At 71.6% G+C, this 17,962-nt stretch carries 18 protein-coding genes, 1 tRNA gene and 1 pseudogene; 11 read left to right on the forward strand and 9 right to left on the reverse strand.

The annotated features are described in order from the left end of the window. Window positions 1–171: 171 nt before the first annotated feature. Window positions 172–567: pseudogene (locus AC0666_RS08945) on the forward strand (site-specific integrase); the annotation flags it as partial. Between the two features lie 269 nt (window positions 568–836). Here the strand turns inward: AC0666_RS08945 and AC0666_RS08950 are convergent. Further along, window positions 837–910: transfer RNA gene (locus AC0666_RS08950), tRNA-Pro, on the reverse strand. A gap of 114 nt (window positions 911–1,024) precedes the next feature. Further along, window positions 1,025–1,963, reverse strand: a complete 939-nt coding sequence (locus AC0666_RS08955; RefSeq protein ID WP_361711869.1) for a metallophosphoesterase — start codon at window positions 1,961–1,963, stop codon at window positions 1,025–1,027. Window positions 1,964–2,031: 68 nt separating this feature from the next. Between AC0666_RS08955 and AC0666_RS08960 the strand changes: the two genes are divergently transcribed. Then, window positions 2,032–2,493, forward strand: coding sequence for a GatB/YqeY domain-containing protein (locus AC0666_RS08960; protein WP_361711871.1), 462 nt, complete (start codon window positions 2,032–2,034; stop codon window positions 2,491–2,493). Between the two features lie 79 nt (window positions 2,494–2,572). On the opposite strand, the gene AC0666_RS08965 is transcribed toward AC0666_RS08960, so the two are convergent. Continuing rightward, the gene (locus AC0666_RS08965) at window positions 2,573–4,855 is read right to left on the reverse strand and encodes a transglycosylase domain-containing protein (RefSeq protein WP_478707326.1); all 2,283 of its coding nucleotides are present in this window, start codon (window positions 4,853–4,855) and stop codon (window positions 2,573–2,575) included. Between the two features lie 398 nt (window positions 4,856–5,253). On the opposite strand from AC0666_RS08965, the gene AC0666_RS08970 reads away from it, so the two are divergent. Next, window positions 5,254–5,604, forward strand: a complete 351-nt coding sequence (locus AC0666_RS08970) for a WhiB family transcriptional regulator (protein ID WP_030299276.1) — start codon at window positions 5,254–5,256, stop codon at window positions 5,602–5,604. An 82-nt stretch (window positions 5,605–5,686) separates the two neighbouring features. On the opposite strand, the gene bagB is transcribed toward AC0666_RS08970, so the two are convergent. Both bagB and bagA read right to left on the reverse strand, forming a co-directional pair. Next, a complete protein-coding gene (gene bagB, locus AC0666_RS08975; RefSeq protein WP_478707363.1) occupies window positions 5,687–6,940 on the reverse strand; it encodes an ATPase BagB in 1,254 nt (417 codons plus the stop codon). Between the two features lie 86 nt (window positions 6,941–7,026). After that, the gene (gene bagA, locus AC0666_RS08980; protein WP_361711875.1) at window positions 7,027–8,007 is read right to left on the reverse strand and encodes an ATPase BagA; all 981 of its coding nucleotides are present in this window, start codon (window positions 8,005–8,007) and stop codon (window positions 7,027–7,029) included. Window positions 8,008–8,079: 72 nt separating this feature from the next. Between bagA and AC0666_RS08985 the strand changes: the two genes are divergently transcribed. The 5 genes from AC0666_RS08985 (at window position 8,080) to AC0666_RS09005 (ending at window position 10,951) form a co-directional block, all read left to right on the forward strand. Continuing rightward, entirely contained in the window at window positions 8,080–8,241 is a 162-nt protein-coding gene (locus AC0666_RS08985) for a Sp36 family protein (RefSeq protein WP_007264966.1), read from the forward strand. Beyond that, window positions 8,238–8,711, forward strand: a complete 474-nt coding sequence (locus AC0666_RS08990; RefSeq protein WP_356846519.1) for a RidA family protein — start codon at window positions 8,238–8,240, stop codon at window positions 8,709–8,711. Before AC0666_RS08985 ends, AC0666_RS08990 begins: the two co-directional genes overlap by 4 nt. Before the next feature lie 196 nt (window positions 8,712–8,907). Further along, window positions 8,908–9,825, forward strand: coding sequence for an NUDIX hydrolase (locus tag AC0666_RS08995; protein ID WP_468965623.1), 918 nt, complete (start codon window positions 8,908–8,910; stop codon window positions 9,823–9,825). After that, a complete protein-coding gene (locus AC0666_RS09000; protein ID WP_478707327.1) occupies window positions 9,822–10,667 on the forward strand; it encodes an MBL fold metallo-hydrolase in 846 nt (281 codons plus the stop codon). The genes AC0666_RS08995 and AC0666_RS09000 overlap by 4 nt, the downstream gene beginning before the upstream one ends. Continuing rightward, a complete protein-coding gene (locus AC0666_RS09005) occupies window positions 10,664–10,951 on the forward strand; it encodes a hypothetical protein (RefSeq protein WP_478707328.1) in 288 nt (95 codons plus the stop codon). The genes AC0666_RS09000 and AC0666_RS09005 overlap by 4 nt, the downstream gene beginning before the upstream one ends. A 213-nt stretch (window positions 10,952–11,164) precedes the next feature. Here AC0666_RS09005 and AC0666_RS09010 read toward each other — a convergent pair whose 3' ends face one another. Both AC0666_RS09010 and AC0666_RS09015 read right to left on the reverse strand, forming a co-directional pair. After that, a complete protein-coding gene (locus tag AC0666_RS09010; RefSeq protein ID WP_468965617.1) occupies window positions 11,165–11,968 on the reverse strand; it encodes a nucleotidyltransferase domain-containing protein in 804 nt (267 codons plus the stop codon). A 189-nt stretch (window positions 11,969–12,157) separates the two neighbouring features. After that, window positions 12,158–12,832: a Crp/Fnr family transcriptional regulator gene (locus tag AC0666_RS09015; protein ID WP_003981529.1), complete on the reverse strand. Its 675-nt coding sequence runs from the start codon at window positions 12,830–12,832 to the stop codon at window positions 12,158–12,160. A 332-nt stretch (window positions 12,833–13,164) separates the two neighbouring features. Here AC0666_RS09015 and nth point away from each other — a divergent pair, with 332 nt between their 5' ends. The 3 genes from nth (at window position 13,165) to AC0666_RS09030 (ending at window position 16,145) form a co-directional block, all read left to right on the forward strand. Next, the gene (nth, locus tag AC0666_RS09020) at window positions 13,165–13,926 is read left to right on the forward strand and encodes an endonuclease III (RefSeq protein WP_468965616.1); all 762 of its coding nucleotides are present in this window, start codon (window positions 13,165–13,167) and stop codon (window positions 13,924–13,926) included. A gap of 136 nt (window positions 13,927–14,062) precedes the next feature. Beyond that, complete coding sequence (locus AC0666_RS09025) at window positions 14,063–14,929, forward strand: NUDIX hydrolase (protein ID WP_468965614.1); 867 nt, start codon at window positions 14,063–14,065, stop codon at window positions 14,927–14,929. Window positions 14,930–14,942: 13 nt separating this feature from the next. After that, window positions 14,943–16,145 carry a MarP family serine protease gene (locus AC0666_RS09030; protein WP_468965612.1) on the forward strand — a complete coding sequence of 401 codons (1,203 nt, stop codon included), beginning with the start codon at window positions 14,943–14,945 and terminating at the stop codon, window positions 16,143–16,145. A gap of 344 nt (window positions 16,146–16,489) precedes the next feature. Here AC0666_RS09030 and AC0666_RS09035 read toward each other — a convergent pair whose 3' ends face one another. Then, complete coding sequence (locus tag AC0666_RS09035; RefSeq protein ID WP_468584004.1) at window positions 16,490–17,458, reverse strand: alpha/beta fold hydrolase; 969 nt, start codon at window positions 17,456–17,458, stop codon at window positions 16,490–16,492. Further along, window positions 17,455–17,913 carry a phage holin family protein gene (locus AC0666_RS09040; protein ID WP_468965610.1) on the reverse strand — a complete coding sequence of 153 codons (459 nt, stop codon included), beginning with the start codon at window positions 17,911–17,913 and terminating at the stop codon, window positions 17,455–17,457. Before AC0666_RS09040 ends, AC0666_RS09035 begins: the two co-directional genes overlap by 4 nt. Window positions 17,914–17,962 lie beyond the last annotated feature (49 nt).

The following is a 17,962-nucleotide window of genomic DNA, read 5'->3' on the forward strand; positions in this document are numbered from 1 at the left end:
CCGGGTCGAAGTGGTGCTGACCGGTCCCTTGAGCCGCCAGGTCCCCGCGCATGCTTTCCAGTCCGCAGCCCCGTCCAGAGACGTTCGCGGGTGCTCCCACCTGGTCGGCGTCCGGCGGTGAACCACAGCGATTGTCGGTGAACTGGACAAAGACCAGGACAACTGATGCGGTCCGCCAGCAGCATCAAGACCCGGCGTGGCACCCTGCACCTGATCCTCGCCGATGCGGTTGACGAGGAGTTGCGGGACTCGACCCCGGCAACTCGCCGCAGAGGGCACGGCAGACGGGCCGGCCGGTCCCGGAGCCGCGGCCCGGAGAAGGCGGTGACGTCCACTCTCGGGTTCTGCTGATTGCCGAGCGGGCCGCCCTGCTGTCCGGGAGGGACGACGAGTTCGTCGCGGTCCTGCTCAAGGGCTACAACGGCATGCGAGGGGAGAGATCGTCGGGCTGGAGACCAAGTTCGTGCGCCCGGCTGCTGTGCGAGTCGAGCACCAGCTCTACGAGTTGGACTCGGGGGAGATGCGCCGCTGTCCCCCAAGGACGACTCGTACCGGACCATCGACACCCCCCGCTACTCCCACATCACGCCGGAGATGCGGCGGGAGCTCCTTGCCGGTCTGACCGGCATGTGGGAGGAGGCGCTCGCGGCTCGCCGGCGGATGTCGCCAGGGTCGCCCGTGACGGTTTTGGACGCCCTGCTGAGGGAGGGCGGCTAGGGGAGCGCGGGGAACCGTTTCGGCGGAGATTTCTCCCAAGATTCTCCCGAAAGTCCTGGCAGAAGCAGTCAGGGCCGGTCTCCTCGGAAGGAGACCGGCCCTGAGCTGGTGTTTCTCTGTCGGGGTGGCGGGATTTGAACCCACGACCTCTTCGTCCCGAACGAAGCGCGCTGCCAAGCTGCGCTACACCCCGATCGCCGCCTTGCAGCGTTTGCTGTCCTGGCGACATCGATTACTTTAGCGGACCCTTGGCCGGAGACGAAATCCGGTTTTCGCGGGGGGACGGGGCCGGGCGTCGTGAGGGGTGCTACGGCTTCGGGACCAGGGTGAGGAGCGTGGCCTCCGGGGGGCAGGCGAAGCGGACCGGGGTGTAGCGGTTGGTGCCGCAGCCCGCCGAGACGTGGAGGTACGAGCGGTGGCCGGCGGCCTCGTGCGTCGAGAGGCCCTTCACCCGCTTCGTGTCCAGGTCGCAGTTGGTGACGAGCGCCCCGTAGAAGGGGATGCACAGCTGGCCGCCGTGCGTGTGCCCGGCCAGGATCAGCGGGTAGCGGTCCGCCGTGAAGGCCTCCAGGACCCGCAGGTACGGGGCGTGCACCACGGCGATCGAGAAGTCGGCGTCCGCCTCCGGCCCGCCGGCCACCCGCTCGTAGCGGTCGCGCTTGATGTGCGGGTCGTCCAGGCCGGTGAAGGCCAGCTCCATGCCGTCCAGCTTCAGTCGCCCCCGCGTGTTGGTGAGGTTGACCCAGCCGGCCGCGTCGAAGGCGTCCCGCATCTCCTCCCACGGGTTGTGGACGGCGCCGACGACCGGCTTGTTGCCGTTCAACCCGTGCCGGCCCTGGACCTTCTCGATCAGGTAGCGCCCGGGGTTGCGCAGCCGCGGGCCGTAGTAGTCGTTCGAGCCGAAGACGTACACGCCGGGGAAGGACATCAGCGGGCCGAGGGCGTCGAGCACCTCCGGGACGCCCTCCGTGTCGGAGAGGTTGTCGCCGGTGTTCACGACGAAGTCGGGGCGCAGGCCCGCCAGGGACTGCAGCCAGGCGCGCTTCTTGCGCTGGCCGCCGACCATGTGGATGTCGGAGACCTGCAGTATGCGCAGCGGGCGCATCCCGGGAGGCAGCACCGGCACCGTGATTCGGCGCAGCCGGAACGACCGCGCCTCGAAACCGGCGGCATAGGCCACACCAGCGGCCCCCACCGCCGCGATTCCGGCGGTGACCTTCAGGGGTACTCCGTAACGCGCACGCATGGCCCCATCGTCTCAGACCCGGAAAACCAGCGGGCGCCGCCGCCCCCGCACCTGGCAGACTCAGGTCCATGACCACGCTCAAGGCCAAGCTCCAGGAAGACCTCACCACCGCCATCAAGGCGCGCGACGAGCTGCACTCGTCCACGCTGCGACTGACCCTTGCCGCCATCACCAAGGAGGAGGTCGCGGGCAAGGAAGCGCGCACGCTCTCCGACGAGGAAGTCCTCAAGGTGATCGCCAAGGAGGCGAAGAAGCGCCGTGAGGCCGCGGAGGCCTTCGCGCAGGGTGGTCGTCCCGAGCAGGCCGCCCGCGAGACGGCGGAGGGCGAGTTCCTGGACACCTACCTGCCCAAGCAGCTCACCGACGAGGAGCTCGACGCGATCGTCGCGCAGGCCGTCGAGGAGGCCCGTGCGGCGGGTGCCGAGGGGCCCCGGGCCATGGGTGCGGTCATGAAGATCGTGAACCCGAAGGTGGCGGGGCTCGCGGAGGGCGGCCGGGTGGCCGCCGCCGTGAAGAAGCGCCTCTCCTAGACCGCCCGCAAGAAGCCCGTAAGCCAGTAAGAAAGGGGGAGGGCCCGGCCGTCGGCCGGGCCCTCCCCCTTCTCTTGTTCTACGGAGCCTCCGGGCCGCCGATCACGCCCGGCTCCAGGGTGATCCCCGGGAACGGGTTGGTGCCGCCCGTGAGGCCGCCCGTCGCACCGCCGCCCGTGGCTCCGCCGACCGCCTGGCCGCCGGGCTTGCCGTCACGGCCGGGCTTCCCCGGCTTCCCCGGCCGGCTCGGGTTCGGGTTCGACGGGGTGGGGCGGCCGCCTCCGGCCGGCGGTGCCCCCGCGTCCGGGATGCCGACCGTGGCGAAGTTGGGCGCATCCCGGCCCGCGAGCGCGCCCGAGACCGCCTGCTTCCAGATCGGGCCGGGCAGCCCGCCGCCGTAGACCTTGTCGTAGAACTGGCCGCCGATGGTGATGTTCTCCATCGACACCTGCTTGGCGCCACCGGAGCCGACCCAGGTCGCGCCGGCCATGTTCGGCGTGTACCCGACGAACCAGGCGTTGTAGCGGCTGTCGGTGGTGCCGGTCTTGCCCGCGTTCTGCCGGTCGGTCAGGCCCGCGGCGGTACCCGTACCGGAGTCGACCACGCCGAGCAGCAGCATGTTGATGGTGTCGGCCGTCCTCTCCGTCATCACCCGGTCGCACTGGGACTTCGGCACCGCGAGGGCCTTGCCGTGCGTGTCGGTGATCGACTCGATGGCGATCGGCGTGCAGTAGACGCCGCGGTTGGCGAAGGTCGCGTAGGCGTTGGCCATGGTCAGCGGCGACATGCCCTCGGTGCCGAGCGCGATGGCCGGGACCTCGGGCAGCTTCGTGCCGTCGGCCGGGATCACCCCGAGCTTCGTGGTCATCTCCGTCACCGGGCAGAGCCCGGTCTCGGTGATCATCTCCACGAAGTACGTGTTGACCGACTTCGCCATCGCGTCCCTCATGCCGTACGGGCCGACCTCGGACTCCGACTCGTTCTCCACCCGGTCCTTGGTGGTGTTGACCCATGGCTTGTCACCGCAGGTCTGCACCGGGCTGGGGTACTCCATGTCGTGCGGCGACGGGTACGTCTTGGCCGGCGAGACCCCGCGCTCGATGGCCGCGGCGGCGACGAACGGCTTGAAGGTCGAGCCCGTCGGGAAGCCGAAGTTCGAGCCGCCCATCCGCTTGTCCACGGAGAAGTTGATCTGGGTCTCGTTCTTGCCGAAGCCGTAGGGCTTGGACTGGCCCATGCCGAGCACCCGGCCGGTGCCGGGCTGCACCAGCGTCACGGCCGTCGCGACCTTGTCGTCCTGGTTGACGTGGTCCTTGATCGACTCGTTGACCGAGTCCTGCGACTGCGGGTCCAGTGTCGTACGGATCGTCAGGCCGCCCTGGTTCCAGACCTTGGCCCGCTCCTCGCGCGTCTTGCCGAACACCGGGTCGGTCAGGAAGGTGTTGCGCACGTAGTCGCAGAAGAAGCCCGCGCCCTTGACCGCGGTGATGCAGCCGTTCCTGGGCCGGGTCACCTTCAGCTGGACGGGCTTCTTCTTCGCCTCGTCCGCCTCCGCCTGCGAGATGTCCTTGATGTCGGCCATCCGCTGGAGGACGACGTTGCGGCGCTTCATCGCCTCCTGGGTGTCGTTCACCGGGTCGAACCGGGTGGGCGACTGCACCACGCCCGCCAGCAGCGCCGACTCCTCCAGGGTCAGGTCCTTCGCCGGCTTGCTGAAGTAGCGCTGGGAGGCGGATTCGATCCCGTACGCCTGCTGGCCGAAGTACGTGATGTTGAGGTAGTTCTCCAGGATCTTCTTCTTCCCGAGCTCCTCCTCGACCTGGATCGAGTACTTCAGCTCGCGGATCTTGCGCCCGAGGCTCTTCTCCTGGGCCTCGCGCACCTTCGTCTCGTCGTCGCCGGCCTCCTCGACGAAGACGTTCTTCACGTACTGCTGGGTGAGCGTCGAGGCGCCCTGGGCCGCGCCGCCCTCCTGGGCATTGCGGTTGACCGCGCGCAGGATGCCCTTGAGGTCGACCGCCCCGTGCTCGTAGAAACGCGAGTCCTCGATCGCGACGATCGCCTTCTGCATGTACGGGGAGATGGCCGTGAGCGGGACCACCTGCCGGTCACGTGAATAGACGGTGGCGATCAAGCCACCTTCGGCGTCCAGAATCGTCGTGCGCTGGCTCAGCGGCGGCGTCTTCAGGTTGGCCGGGATCTCATCGAATCCCTCGACCGTCCCCTTCGCGGCGAGCCCCAGGGCGCCGGCGCCCGGGATCGCGATGCCGGCCAGCACAACTCCGGAGAGAACGGACACCCCGAGGAACTTGGCGGCCTGCTGCGGCCCCGTGAGCCCGGCGCCCGAGCGCTTCTTTCCCATGGAGGGCAGCCTACGTTCTCATTCGCCGGACACACGCGAATGCCTTGGCCTAAGCTGTCCCCAACTGTCACAGCAGTGCGGTGCGACATCAACCCCTCGGCTTGTTTTTCACCCTTCCCGAATGGGGTGGACGCATGTCCGAATCTCGCCCTTCACTCTGATGGCCCATCGCCCGCACTCTGCCGATTCCACCCGAATCGCCGGAATGGTCGGGCATGTCGCCGGATCACTCCGTCGGGTGATCTGCCGCTTACCCATAGTCCGTTCGGACCATTCAAGATTGGGCCCGTCGGGGGTGTTGCACTGTGCTCGCCTTCCGTAACGTCCTCAACTGGCAGCGGTGAATATGCCGCTTGCCGCCGTGGGGGAGCCTCGATTCGGGAGAGGACGGCGCCGTGATGGGCTGGGTTACCGACTGGAGTGCGCAGGCAGCCTGCCGCACTACCGATCCGGATGAACTGTTCGTTCAAGGAGCGGCACAGAACAGGGCCAAGGCGGTGTGCACCGGGTGTCCGGTGCGGACCGAGTGCCTGGCCGACGCGCTCGACAATCGTGTCGAGTTCGGAGTATGGGGCGGAATGACCGAGCGGGAGCGTCGCGCACTACTGCGCCGACGTCCCACCGTCACCTCGTGGCGACGGCTGCTCGAAACCGCCCGTACAGAGTACGAGCGCAGTACGGGCATCCTCACCGTGGATGTCGATGCGGAGATCGACGTTCCGTACGAGACGTACGCGGCAGCCGGGTAGACCCACCCGCGCGGTCCCGCGTACGGACACCTCCGCGAGCCGGTCCAACCGAGCGGCCGAGCGGAGGTCCGCGTACGAACGCCTAAGCTCCGGCCGGCACCCCGGCCGCGAGTCGCTCTCCGATGGCCCGCAGCCCGGCGAGGTCGTGCACATCGCCGGGCAGGGCGGCCACCTCGGCCACCGCCACCTCGGGGTGCAGCGAGGTGAAGCGGTCACGCGTGCGCTGTTCGCGCGTGATCACCTGCATCCGCTCGGCGTGCAGACGCAGCAGCCCCGCCGTGATCTCGTCCACGTCGGCATCCGTTCCCGGGCCTTCGGCGCTGGGGGAGCCGTCCTGGGAAGTCTTCGCGGCCTCGGCGGCCGAGTCACGAAGTCCAGCTTTCCCGGACTCCTGATCGACAATGCCGCCCTCTTCAAGATTCTCTGCGGCGGCCAACGCCCGCTCGGCGGACAGCCGCTCTGCGCCACTGGCGTGCACCCGGTTCAGGACGAGCCCGGCCAGCGGCATCCGTTCCGCGGCCAGCCGCTCCACGAAGTACGCCGCCTCGCGCAGCGCGTCCGGCTCGGGCGCCGCGACCACGAGGAACGCCGTACCCGGAGCCTGCAGCAGCCGGAACGTCGCGTCCGCGCGGGTGCGGAAACCGCCGAACATCGTGTCCATCGCCGCCACGAACGTCTGCACGTCCTTCAGCAGCGAAGCCCCCATCAGCTTGCTGAGCGTGCCGGTCATCAGCGACATGCCGACGTTCAGGAACTTCATCCCCGCCCGGCCGCCCACCTTCGCCGGAGCCATCAGCACCCGGATGAACTTCCCGTCCAGGAAGGACCCCAGCCGCTTCGGCGCATCGAGGAAGTCCAGCGCGGACCGGCTCGGCGGGGTGTCCACGACGATGAGGTCCCAGTCGTCGCGGGCCCGCAGCTGGCCCAGCTTCTCCATCGCCATGTACTCCTGCGTGCCCGCGAAGCCGGCCGACAGCGACTGGTAGAAGGGGTTGGCCAGGATCGCCTGGGCCCGCTCCCCTTCGGCGTGCGCCTCGACGATCTCGTCGAAGGTCCGCTTCATGTCCAGCATCATGGCGTGCAGTTCACCGTCGCCGGACACCCCCGCGACCTTGCGGGGGGTGTTGTCCAGCGAGTCGATCCCCATCGACTGGGCGAGCCGGCGCGCCGGGTCGATGGTGAGCACGACCGCCTTGCGCCCGCGCTCGGCCGCCCGTACGCCGAGCGCCGCGGCCGTAGTGGTCTTGCCGACCCCGCCCGCGCCGCAGCAGACGATGATCCGGGTTCCGGGATCGTCCAGCAGCCGGTCCACGGCCAGCCGCGGCGGGGCGTCCATGCCGGTGCCGGTGCCGGTGCCGGTGTTGGTCCCGGCGTCGGTGCTGGTGTCGGTCCCGGTGGTGTCGCCGGTGCCGGTGGCCTCGCTCATACCTCGTCCGCCTGCTTCCGCAGCTCCGCGGCCAGCTCGTACAGCCCGGCCAGATCCATCCCCGCGCCGAGCAGGGGGAGTTCGTACGTCGGCACGTCCATCTCCCGCAGTACGGTGCGCTGCGCGCGCTCCAGCTCCACCCGGCTCGCGTGCTCGGCGGCCTGCGTGAGCAGCGGGTCCACCAGCCGCTCCGCCAGCCCGCCGCGGCGCGCGCCGCCGAGTCCGGCCCGGGACAGGGCCTTGGCGACCTCGGTGCGGTGCTCGCCGGCCGCGGCGCGCAGGGCCTCTTCGTCCAGGTGGTGCGGCCGGACCATGTTGACGACCACCCGCCCCACGGGCAGGCCGGCGGCGCGCAGCTCCTCGATCCCGTCGGCGGTCTCCTGGACGGGCATCTCCTCCAGCAGCGTCACCAGGTGGACGGCGGTCTGCGGGGACTTCAGGACCTTCATGACGGCCTGCGCCTGGTGGTGGATCGGCCCGAACCGGGCGAGGCCTGCCACCTCGTCGTTGACGTTCAGGAAGCGGGTGATCCGGCCGGTCGGCGGCGCGTCCATGACCACGTGGTCGTAGACGGGGCGGCCGGCCTTGTCCGTGCGCCGCACCGCCTCGCACGCCTTGCCGGTCAGCAGCACGTCCCGCAGGCCGGGCGCGATGGTCGTCGCGAAGTCGATCGCGCCGAGCTTCTTGAGGGCGCGGCCGGCCGAGCCGAGCTTGTAGAACATCTGGAGGTAGTCCAGCAGCGCCCGTTCGGCGTCGATGGCGAGCGCGAAGACCTCGCCGCCGCCCGAGGCGACCGCGATCTTCCGCTCTTCGTACGGGAGCGCCTCCGTCCCGAAGAGCTGGGCGATCCCCTGCCTGCCCTCGACCTCCACCAGAAGCGTCCGTCTGCCCTCGCGCGCGAGGGCGAGCGCGAGTGCTGCGGCGACCGTGGTCTTGCCGGTACCGCCCTTGCCGCTGACCACCTGGAGCCTGCTCACAGCGTCTGAGCCTAACCACTCGCCTTCCGGGCCGCGCAGTGCCCCTGCGCGGCAGGCGATACCCTCGCCCCCATGACCAAGAAGTTCGAATACGCGACGGTCCCGCTGCTGGTCCACGCCACCAAGCAGATCCTGGACACCTGGGGCGAGGACGGCTGGGAGCTCGTCCAGGTCGTGCCCGGCCCGAACAACCCTGAGCAGCTCGTGGCCTACCTCAAGCGGGAGAAGGCATGAGCGGCGTCGTCGAGGCGAAGCTCGCCGAGCTCGGCCTGACCCTGCCCGAGGTCGTCCCGCCGCTGGCCGCGTACCAGCCGGCCGTGCGCTCGGGTGCCTACGTGTTCACCGCGGGCCAGCTCCCGATGGTCAAGGGCAGCCTGCCGGTCACCGGCAAGGTCGGCGCGGAGGTCTCGGCGGAGCAGGCCAAGGAGCTCGCCGCGACCTGTGCACTGAACGCGCTGGCCGCGGTCAAGTCCGTCACCGGTGACCTCGACAGGATCGCGCGCGTCGTGAAGGTCGTCGGCTTCGTGGCCTCGGCCTCCGACTTCACCGGGCAGCCGGGCGTCCTCAACGGCGCCAGCGAGCTGCTGGGCGCGGTCCTCGGCGACAAGGGCGTCCACGCCCGCAGCGCGGTGGGCGTGGCGGTGCTCCCGCTGGACGCCCCGGTCGAGGTCGAGATCCAGGTCGAGCTGACCCCGGACGCCTGACCGCGAACGCCTGTCTTCCGTAGGCCTGACCCGGTCCCGCGCGACCCGTCCCGCCCGCCCCCTGCCCGGTCGCCGCCCTGCGCGGCCGCCGCCGCAGGGGCGCGGGCGGGGCGTGCGCGCGGTGCAGGGGAGCGGCGCGGGGCCGGCCCGGCCCGGGGCTCTCGAACTCCCGGGCGGATGGTCGTAGCATCCCCGCATGCCCAACGGTGAGCAGGGACAGCAGCAGACGCACGGAGCCACGCCGCCCGGGGGCCAGTGGTATCCGCCGGAATGGCCCGCCCGGATCCGCGCGCTCGCGGAGGGTTCCCTGACCCCGGTGGAACCCAGACGCGCCGCCACCGTGATGCTGCTGCGCGACACGCCCGAAGGCCCGGCCGTGCACATGCTGCGCCGCCGCGCCTCGATGGCCTTCGCCGGGGGCGCGTACGCCTATCCGGGCGGCGGTGTCGACCCCCGCGACGAGGACCACCTCGTCGGCTGGGCGGGTCCGGACCAGGAAGCCTGGGCGGCCCGCCTGGGCACGGACCCCCGTACCGCCCAGGCCATCGTCTGCAGTGCCGTGCGCGAGACCTTCGAGGAGGCCGGCGTCCTCCTCGCGGGCGAGACCGCCGACACCGTCGTCGGGGACACCACCGGTGACGACTGGGAGGCCGACCGCCTGGCCCTGGTGGCCCGCGAGCTGTCCTTCGCCGAGTTCCTCGACCGCCGCGGCCTGCGGCTCCGCTCCGACCTGCTCGGCGCCTGGGCCCGCTGGATCACCCCGGAGTTCGAGCCCCGCCGCTACGACACCTGGTTCTTCGTCGCGGCCCTCCCGGAGGGGCAGCGCACCCGCAACGCCTCCACCGAGGCGGACCGGACCGTGTGGATCCGCCCCGCGTTGGCAGCCGACGGCTACGACAAGGGCGAGTTGCTGATGATGCCGCCCACCATCTCCACCCTGCGCTCGCTGGAGCCGTACGGGAGGGCCGCCGAGGCCCTCGCCGCGGCCTCGGCGCAGGACCTGACGCCCGTACTCGCCCAGGCCGCGCTGGAGGACGGCGAGCTGGTGCTCAGTTGGCCGGGCCACGACGAGTTCACCAAGCGCGTCCGCCTCGGACTCGGAGGTTCCGCATGACCGACGCCGCCGCACTGCCCGGCCAGCCCCGTGGAACCGTCACCTCCGGGCGGGCCACCGCCCGTGCGTACAACATCCTGGCCCCCAACCCGTCGGCCATGACCCTGGACGGCACCAACACCTGGCTCCTCGCGGAGCCCGACTCCGAACTCGCCGTCGTCGTCGACCCCGGCCCGCTGGACGAGGCACATCTGCGCGCCGTCATCGCCACCGCCGAGAAGACGGGCAAGCGGATCGCGCTGACCCTGCTCACGCACGGCCACCCCGACCACGCCGCCGGGGCCGGCCGGTTCGCCGAGCTCACCGGCACCAAGGTGCGCGCGCTGGACCCCGCCCTGCGGCTGGGAGACGAGGGACTGGCCGCCGGGAACGTGATCCGCACCGGCGGGCTGGAACTGCACGTGGTGGCGACGCCCGGGCACACCGCCGACTCGCTCTCCTTCCACCTGCCGGCCGACCGGGCCGTCCTGACCGGCGACACGATCCTGGGCCGCGGCACCACCGTCGTCGCCCACCCCGACGGCCGCCTCGGCGACTACCTGGACTCCCTGCGGCGGCTGCGCTCGCTGACGGTGGACGACGGCGTGCACACGGTCCTGCCGGGACACGGGCCGGTGCTCGACGACGCGCAGGGCGCGGTGGAGTTCTACCTCGCCCACCGCGCGCACCGCCTCGCCCAGGTCGAGACCGCCGTCGAGGACGGGCACGTCACCCCCGCGGAGGTCGTCGCCCACGTCTACGCCGACGTGGACCGCTCGCTGTGGCCGGCCGCGGAATGGTCCGTACGGGCGCAGCTGGAGTACCTTCAAGATCACGGACTGATCCCTGGGGGCCCCGAATGACCATGCTGTTCCTGCTGCTCGCGCTGATCGCCACGGCCTCCTGGATCACCTCGACGGTGACCCTGCGGATGAAGGCCCTGGAGCGGCGCACGGAGCGGCTGGAGCGGCGTCTGGGGCTGCTCCTCGACCACTTCGGCATCGAGGAGCCCGAGCTGGCCGGCATGGACGAGGTCCGGGCGCTCGTGCGGGACGGCCGTCCGGTGGAGGCCATGCGCGTCTACCGCCGGATCACCGGGGCGGACCTGCGGGAGGCGAAGGCGGCGGTCGACGCCCTGTCGGCCTAGTGCTGTGACCGGACAGGTCCACCGGGTCGCGCCGCCCGGCACGGCACCTCGCTGCGTTGTCGGACCGCGCAAGTACGTCCAGTACGAGCCGCGGGCCTCCGCCTTGCGATGCACCCCACCGGACAACGCGACCCGGCAAACCTTCCCGGCCACAGCACTAGCGGGCCCACAGGCCTGGCGCCGCCGGCCAGGCGCCGGCCCGTGCCCCCGTGTTCAGGGACGGGGCGGCTTCGTACCGTGCCTGGCCGCGTATTCGGCCGCGAGCCAGGGGCCGAGGTCCTCGGTGTAGGCGTGCAGGACGGCCGGGTCGGCGACGGGGTCCAGGGCCACGGCGGCCGCGGCCCGCATCTGGGCGGCGCGCTCGGGGTAGTACCGCCCGAAGATCTCCGCGGACTCGGTGAGATCGCTGGTCCAGCCGCCCCAGCGGGGCATCACGAGGGTGAAGCCGGTACGGACGAGGTGCCGGGAGAAGTGGCGGCTCAGCCTCCGGTACTCGGCCGGCGTGGAGGCGGCCCGTACGCGGTCCCGCCACCGCGGGAGCAGGACGGCCAGGTCGCCGTTGGTCTCGCGGGCCAGCCTGCTGTCCGGGCGGTAGCGGGGCAGGTGCTCGGCCAGGTCGGCGCCGAGCAGCGGCGTGCACAGGCAGGCGAGGAACCAGCCCATGTCGTACCGCTCCTGCTCGCTGAGCAGCGTGTCCCGGCCGTACAGCAGGATGCCGACGCCGTCGATCACGGCGAAGTCCTCGTCGAGCCCGCGGGCCAGCACCTCGGCGGTGTCGCGGTCGTCGTGGGAGGGCTCGTGGTGCAGGGCGAGCAGGAGGTCGAGGTCGGAGCGGCCGGGCCGGGCCGTGCCGCGGGGTACGGAGCCGTAGAGGTACGCGCTGTGCAGCCGGGCGCCGTACGCCTCGGCGACCCGCTCCCGGGCGGCGGCCACGACCGCGGCGAACTCCGGCTGGACCGAGCCCAGGGAGCCTTCGCGCTGCAAGTGGCCGGAGGGGTCGAGGGGGGCGGGCTGCATGGGCCCACTCTGCCGCTCCCCCGGCCGGGGGCCAACGGGAATTCCGTCGCGAGGTGCACGGCGCCCGGGCTGCCGGGGCCGTACGGGCATGCCGCCGGTGGCCGGCCTTTCCGGCTCCGCCGGCGCTTCAGGCGTGGCCTCGGGGACCGGACCCGGCGCGGTGGGCGGGCGGGCCGGCCCTCCGAGGACTCAGCGGGAGCGCTTGGCCAGGCGTTCGACGTCCAGCAGGATCACCGCGCGGGCCTCCAGCCGGAGCCAGCCGCGGCCCGCGAAGTCGGCCAGGGCCTTGTTCACCGTCTCGCGCGAGGCTCCGACCAGCTGGGCCAGCTCCTCCTGCGTGAGGTCGTGCACGACGTGGATGCCCTCCTCCGACTGCACGCCGAACCGGCGCGACAGGTCGAGGAGCGCGCGGGCCACCCGGCCCGGCACGTCGGAGAAGACCAGGTCGGACATCTGGTCGTTGGTCTTGCGCAGGCGGCGGGCCACGGCGCGCAGCAGCGCGGTCGCGACCTCGGGCCGGGCGTTGAGCCAGGGCTGCAGGTCACCGTGGCCGAGGCCGAGCAGCTTGACCTCGGTCAGGGCGGTGGCGGTGGCCGTGCGCGGGCCGGGGTCGAAGAGCGAGAGCTCACCGATCAGCTCGCCGGGGCCGAGGACGGCCAGCATGTTCTCGCGGCCGTCGGGGGAGGTGCGGTGCAGCTTCACCTTGCCCTCGGTCACGACATACAGCCGGTCGCCGGGGTCGCCCTCGTGGAACAGGGCGTCACCGCGTGCGAGGGTCACCTCGCCCATGGAGGCGCGGAGCTCCGCGGCCTGCTCGTCATCGAGCGCCGCGAAGAGCGGGGCGCGCCGCAGAACGTCGTCCACGAGTCTCTCTCCTATGTCGACCAGCTCAGGGGACCGTGCTCCCCATTTTGCCGGACGGCTCAAACAGTGCGATCAATCACAAGGATGCCGGACGGACGGCCGTGCTGTGCGGTGTGGGACCAATCGGAGTGGTGTTACCGGAGGTCCGGGCGGGTGTCGGCGGCCGGCCTTAGGCTGGCCGGGTGTCCAACAAGCCGGTGAGAGCACAGGCCAAGGGGTCCGCACGAGTGACGGACGCCCCGAATTCAGCTGTGGGCGAACAAGCCCCCCAGAAGGCCCCGCCGAGCCCCCAGGGCAAAGCTTCGGCCAAGAAAACGGAATCACGACTCGGCATGGTGCGCCGGGCCCGGCGGATCAACCGGGAACTGGCCGAGCTCTATCCGTACGCCCATCCAGAGCTCGACTTCCGGAATCCCTTCGAGCTGCTGGTCGCCACCGTCCTGTCCGCGCAGACCACCGACCTGCGCGTGAACCAGACGACCCCCGCCCTGTTCGCCGCCTACCCGACCCCGGAGGACATGGCCGCGGCCGCGCCCGAGGAGCTGGAGGAGATCATCCGGCCGACCGGGTTCTTCCGGGCGAAGGCGAAGGCCCTCCTCGGCCTCTCCCAGGCCCTGCGGGACGACTTCGGCGGTGAGGTGCCGGGGCGGCTCGCCGATCTGGTGACGCTGCCCGGAGTGGGCCGCAAGACGGCGAACGTGGTGCTCGGCAATGCGTTCGGGGTCCCGGGCATCACGGTCGACACGCATTTCGCCCGTCTGGTCCGCCGCTGGAAGTGGACCGCGCAGACCGAGCCGGAGAAGATCGAGGCGGAGATCTGCGCGATCTTCCCCAAGAGCGAGTGGACGATGCTCTCGCACCGGGTGATCTTCCACGGCCGCCGCATCTGCCACGCCCGCAAGCCGGCCTGCGGCGCCTGCCCCATCGCCCCGCTCTGCCCGGCGTACGGAGAGGGCGAGACGGACCCGGAGAAGGCGAAGAAGCTGCTCAAGTACGAGAAGGGCGGCCGGCCCGGCCAGCGGCTCAGCCCGCCGCCGGACTATCCGGGCCTGCCGGCCCCGCCGCTGGGCGCCGGGGACCCGGAGGCGTCCTGATCGCGGAGCACGCGCAGGACGCAGGGGGCGGGCAGGACGCAGAGGAACGAATCCGGCCCGGGGCGGCGTTGTCCCGGGGTAGGAGCGGTGGCGGAGCGCACGGTCGCGCCGGAGTCGGGGACGACAGGGAGCAGGGGTGCCTATGACGCGCGGAGCGCGGGACGAGAGCAGCGTGGCCCAGGCGGCCGCCCCGCCGACACAGGGCGCAGCGCCGCGCTCCGGCCCGCAGGGCGCAGCGCCGCGCACCGGCCGGTCCGCCGGGCCCGCCGCGGACCGCGGCCTTCCCGGAGGCCCGTACGCAGCCGCGTACGGGGAGCTGCGCGGCCACGGCGGCGCCGGCCTCGTCCTCGGTACGCAGGGCCTGCCCGGGTGGCTCGACCCCGTCGTCGAAGCCGTCCGTACGGTCCGGCCCACCCAGCTCAGCCGCTTCCTGCCGCCCGAGGACGGCCGGGGCCGCCAGTCGGCGGTGCTCATCCTGTTCGGGGAGGGGCCCCGCGGCCCCGAGCTGCTGCTCATGGAGCGGGCCGGAAGCCTGCGCTCGCATCCGGGGCAGCCCTCCTTCCCGGGCGGCGCCCTCGACCCGGAGGACGGCGATCCGCACACCACGGGGCCGCTGCGCGCCGCCCTGCGGGAGGCCGAGGAGGAGACCGGCCTCGATCCCGCCGGGGTGCAGCTCTTCGGCGTGCTGCCGCGCCTCTACATCCCGGTCAGCGAGTTCGTCGTGACCCCGGTCCTGGGCTGGTGGTGCGACCCCAGTCCGGTCGGCGTCGTGGATCCGGCCGAGACCGCCCGCGTCTTCACGGTCCCCGTGGCCGATCTCACGGACCCGGCGCACCGTGTGATGGCCGTCCACCCGAGCGGCCACCTCGGCCCCGCATTCACCGTCGAATCGGCCCTGGTCTGGGGTTTCACCGCCGGGGTGATCGACCGGCTGCTGCACTTCGCCGGTTGGGAGCTGCCCTGGGACCGGTCCCGGCAGGTCCCGCTCGACTGGCGCGCATGAGACGGTGGCCCATGTGAACGTGCTGGACATCCTGTTGCTGGTCGCTGCCGTGTGGTTCGCGATCGTCGGTTACCGCCAGGGGTTCGTCGTCGGCATCCTGTCGGTGATCGGCTTCCTGGGCGGTGGCCTCGTCGCCGTGTCGCTGCTCCCGCTGATCTGGGACCGGGTGACGGACAACGGCACCCAGGTGTCCACCACGCTCGTCGTGATCGCCGTGGTCGTGATCATCGTCTTCGCCTCGATCGGGCAGGCCTTCACCACGCATCTCGGCAACCGGCTCCGGCGGCAGATCACGTGGTCCCCGGCGCGCGCGCTCGACGCGACCGGCGGCGCCCTGGTCAATGTCGTCGCGATGCTGCTGGTGGCGTGGCTGATCGGTTCGGCCCTCGCCGGGACGTCCCTGCCCACGCTGGGCAAGGAAGTCCGCAACTCCAAGGTGCTGCTGGGCGTGTCGCGGGTGCTGCCCGCCCAGGCCGACACCTGGTTCTCGGACTTCAGCTCCACCCTGGCGCGCAACGGCTTCCCGCAGGTCTTCAGCCCGTTCTCCAACGAGCCCATCACCGAGGTGAGGGCCCCCGACCCGGCGCTCACCCGCAGTCCCGTCACCGAGGCGGCCAAGCGCTCGATCGTGAAGGTCGTCGGTACCGCGCCCAGTTGCAGCAAGGTGCTGGAAGGCACCGGTTTCGTCTTCGCGCCCGGCAAGGTGATGACCAACGCCCATGTGGTCGGCGGCGTGAGCGAGCCCACCGTGCAGATCGGCGGCGAGGGCAAGCTCTACGACGGCAAGGTCGTGCTCTACGACTGGGAGCGCGACATCGCGGTCCTGGACGTGCCCAAGCTGAAGGCGCCCGCGCTGGAGTTCACCGACAAGGACGCCGCGAGCAGCAGCGACGCGATCGTCGCGGGCTTCCCGGAGAACGGCGCGTACGACGTCCGCGCGGCGCGCGTCCGCGGCCGGATCAATGCCAACGGCCCGGACATCTACCACCGCGGCACCGTCCGGCGCGACGTCTACTCGCTGTACGCGACGGTCCGCCAGGGCAACTCCGGCGGCCCGCTGCTGACGCCCGACGGCAAGGTGTACGGGGTCGTCTTCGCGAAGTCGCTCGACGACCCCAACACCGGTTACGCACTGACGGCGGACGAGGTCCGCGACGACGTCCGGATCGGGAAGCTCTCCGACCGGCGGGTGGACAGCCAGGGCTGCGCCCTCTGAACCGTCCCGGCTGCGCGGTGCCTACGGGCGCAACTCCCGCTCTGCGGGGACGGCTCTAACTGCGGGGATGGCGCAGCCGTGCCGACACCCAGCGGGCCCTGCGGCGCAGGATGCGAGGGATCCCGAGGCGGGGGTCGTGGCCGTCCCGGCCCGTCCTCCCGTGTGTGCCCGGCGTCGCTGCCGGGCGGCGTTCGCGTGCGGTGTCACCGTAGTCGTACGTCCAGCCCATACAACGAGCTGTGCCCGGACCCCAAGGTCCGTAACCCCGTCGCGGGCGGCCAATTGGCCTATGCGCCGGGCAATTGAACAACCGTAAGCCTGTCGTACGAAAGACCGTCAGATGGTCAGCGGTCCGGCTCGGGGTCCTTGAGCCAGCTGATCAGCTCGGTCGAGAAGGCCACGGGATCCTCCTCGTGCGGGAAGTGCCCGAGCCCGTCGAACAGCCGCCAGCGGTACGGGGCTTCGACGTACTCCCCGGAACCGGCCGCGCTGCGCGTGCGCATCACGGGGTCGAGCGAGCCGTGCAGGTGCAGGGTCGGCACCCGAACCGGCCGCTTCATACGGCGGTTGAACTGGAGCCCGTCCGGCCGGGCCATCGACCGCATCATCCAGCGGTACGGCTCGATCGAGCAGTGCGCGGTGGACGGGATGCACATCGCCCGCCGGTAGACCGCGAGGGCGTCCTGCGCGCCGTCCTCCTCCGGCCGCGGTCCCGACCACTCCCGGATCAGCTCCGCCACGAGCGCCCCGTCGTCGGCGACGAGCTGCCGCTCGGGGATGAACGGCCGCTGGAAGCCCCAGATGTGGGAACTCGCCCGGGTCTGGCCGAAGTCCGACAGCATCGCCGAGCGCCAGCGCCGCGGGTGCGGCATCGAGGAGACCACCAGCCTGCGCACCAGCTTGGGCCGCATCACCGCCGCCGTCCAGGCGAGGTACCCGCCCAGGTCGTGCCCCACGAGGGCGGCGTCCGGCTCGCCGAGGGACCGTACGACCCCCGTGATGTCGAGCGCCAGGTTGGCGGGGTCGTAGCCGCGCGGGGTGCGGTCGCTGCCGCCCACGCCGCGCAGGTCCATCGCGACGGCCCGGTACCCGGCGTCTGCGAGCGCGACCAGCTGGTGCCGCCACGTCCACCAGAACTGCGGGAAACCGTGCAGCAGCAGCACCAGCGGCCCGTCGCCCAGTTCGGCGACGTGGAACCTGGCTCCGTTGGCCGCGACGTCGCGGTGGGTCACCGCCCTCCCGCCGGGCACGTCGATCCTGACCGCCGAGGCGGCGGTGGGCGGAGTGCTGGAATCCGGTGTGGGCGCTGTCATGAGGACGAGCGTGCCACACCCACCGCCTGGTCACTGACCGATCGCGGGTGCGGCTTGACGGTGCCGACGACAGCCGCGGTCTGCTTGACGGAGGCGATGGACTTCTCCGGGGGCTTGACCTTCTTGAACTTCGAAACGGCCAGGAGTGCGAGCAGGCCCGCGAGCAGCAGGAACGCTCCGCCCACGATGAGGAAGGACCAGGCGAGGCCGAGCCCGAGGTTGTGGATCCCGTACGCGGCGGCGAAGCTCAGCACCGGCAGGGAGAAGAGCACGAACACGCCGGAGACGGAGATCGCGGCGCCGCCCATGCCCGCCCGCTTGACGTCCTGGCGGATCTCCGCCTTGGCGAGGGCGATCTCGTCGTGCACCAGGGCGGACATCTCGGCGGTGGCCGAGGCGACCAGCTGGCCGAGTGTGCGCTCGGCTCCTTGCGCCCCTTGGTCCACTGCGGTCATCGCTCTCTCCCTCTGTCGTCCGTCGGCGGGTGTGGTCGCCGACCGTCCC

The organism is Streptomyces sp. NPDC043680 (assembly GCF_056436685.1).

Bases quoted from the DNA above. Each gene is read 5' to 3' on its own strand.
- AC0666_RS08960 (WP_361711871.1), top strand. From the start codon at position 2,032: ATGACCACGCTCAAGGCCAAGCTCCAGGAAGACCTCACCACCGCCATC.
- AC0666_RS08965 (WP_478707326.1), bottom strand. From the start codon at position 4,855: ATGGGAAAGAAGCGCTCGGGCGCCGGGCTCACGGGGCCGCAGCAGGCC.
- AC0666_RS08995 (WP_468965623.1), top strand. From the start codon at position 8,908: ATGCCCAACGGTGAGCAGGGACAGCAGCAGACGCACGGAGCCACGCCG.
- AC0666_RS08985 (WP_007264966.1), top strand. From the start codon at position 8,080: ATGACCAAGAAGTTCGAATACGCGACGGTCCCGCTGCTGGTCCACGCC.
- AC0666_RS08955 (WP_361711869.1), bottom strand. From the start codon at position 1,963: ATGCGTGCGCGTTACGGAGTACCCCTGAAGGTCACCGCCGGAATCGCG.
- AC0666_RS08970 (WP_030299276.1), top strand. From the start codon at position 5,254: ATGGGCTGGGTTACCGACTGGAGTGCGCAGGCAGCCTGCCGCACTACC.
- AC0666_RS09040 (WP_468965610.1), bottom strand. From the start codon at position 17,913: ATGACCGCAGTGGACCAAGGGGCGCAAGGAGCCGAGCGCACACTCGGC.
- AC0666_RS09000 (WP_478707327.1), top strand. From the start codon at position 9,822: ATGACCGACGCCGCCGCACTGCCCGGCCAGCCCCGTGGAACCGTCACC.
- AC0666_RS08990 (WP_356846519.1), top strand. From the start codon at position 8,238: ATGAGCGGCGTCGTCGAGGCGAAGCTCGCCGAGCTCGGCCTGACCCTG.
- AC0666_RS09005 (WP_478707328.1), top strand. From the start codon at position 10,664: ATGACCATGCTGTTCCTGCTGCTCGCGCTGATCGCCACGGCCTCCTGG.
- nth (WP_468965616.1), top strand. From the start codon at position 13,165: ATGGTGCGCCGGGCCCGGCGGATCAACCGGGAACTGGCCGAGCTCTAT.
- AC0666_RS09035 (WP_468584004.1), bottom strand. From the start codon at position 17,458: ATGACAGCGCCCACACCGGATTCCAGCACTCCGCCCACCGCCGCCTCG.
- AC0666_RS09010 (WP_468965617.1), bottom strand. From the start codon at position 11,968: ATGCAGCCCGCCCCCCTCGACCCCTCCGGCCACTTGCAGCGCGAAGGC.
- bagB (WP_478707363.1), bottom strand. From the start codon at position 6,940: ATGGACGCCCCGCCGCGGCTGGCCGTGGACCGGCTGCTGGACGATCCC.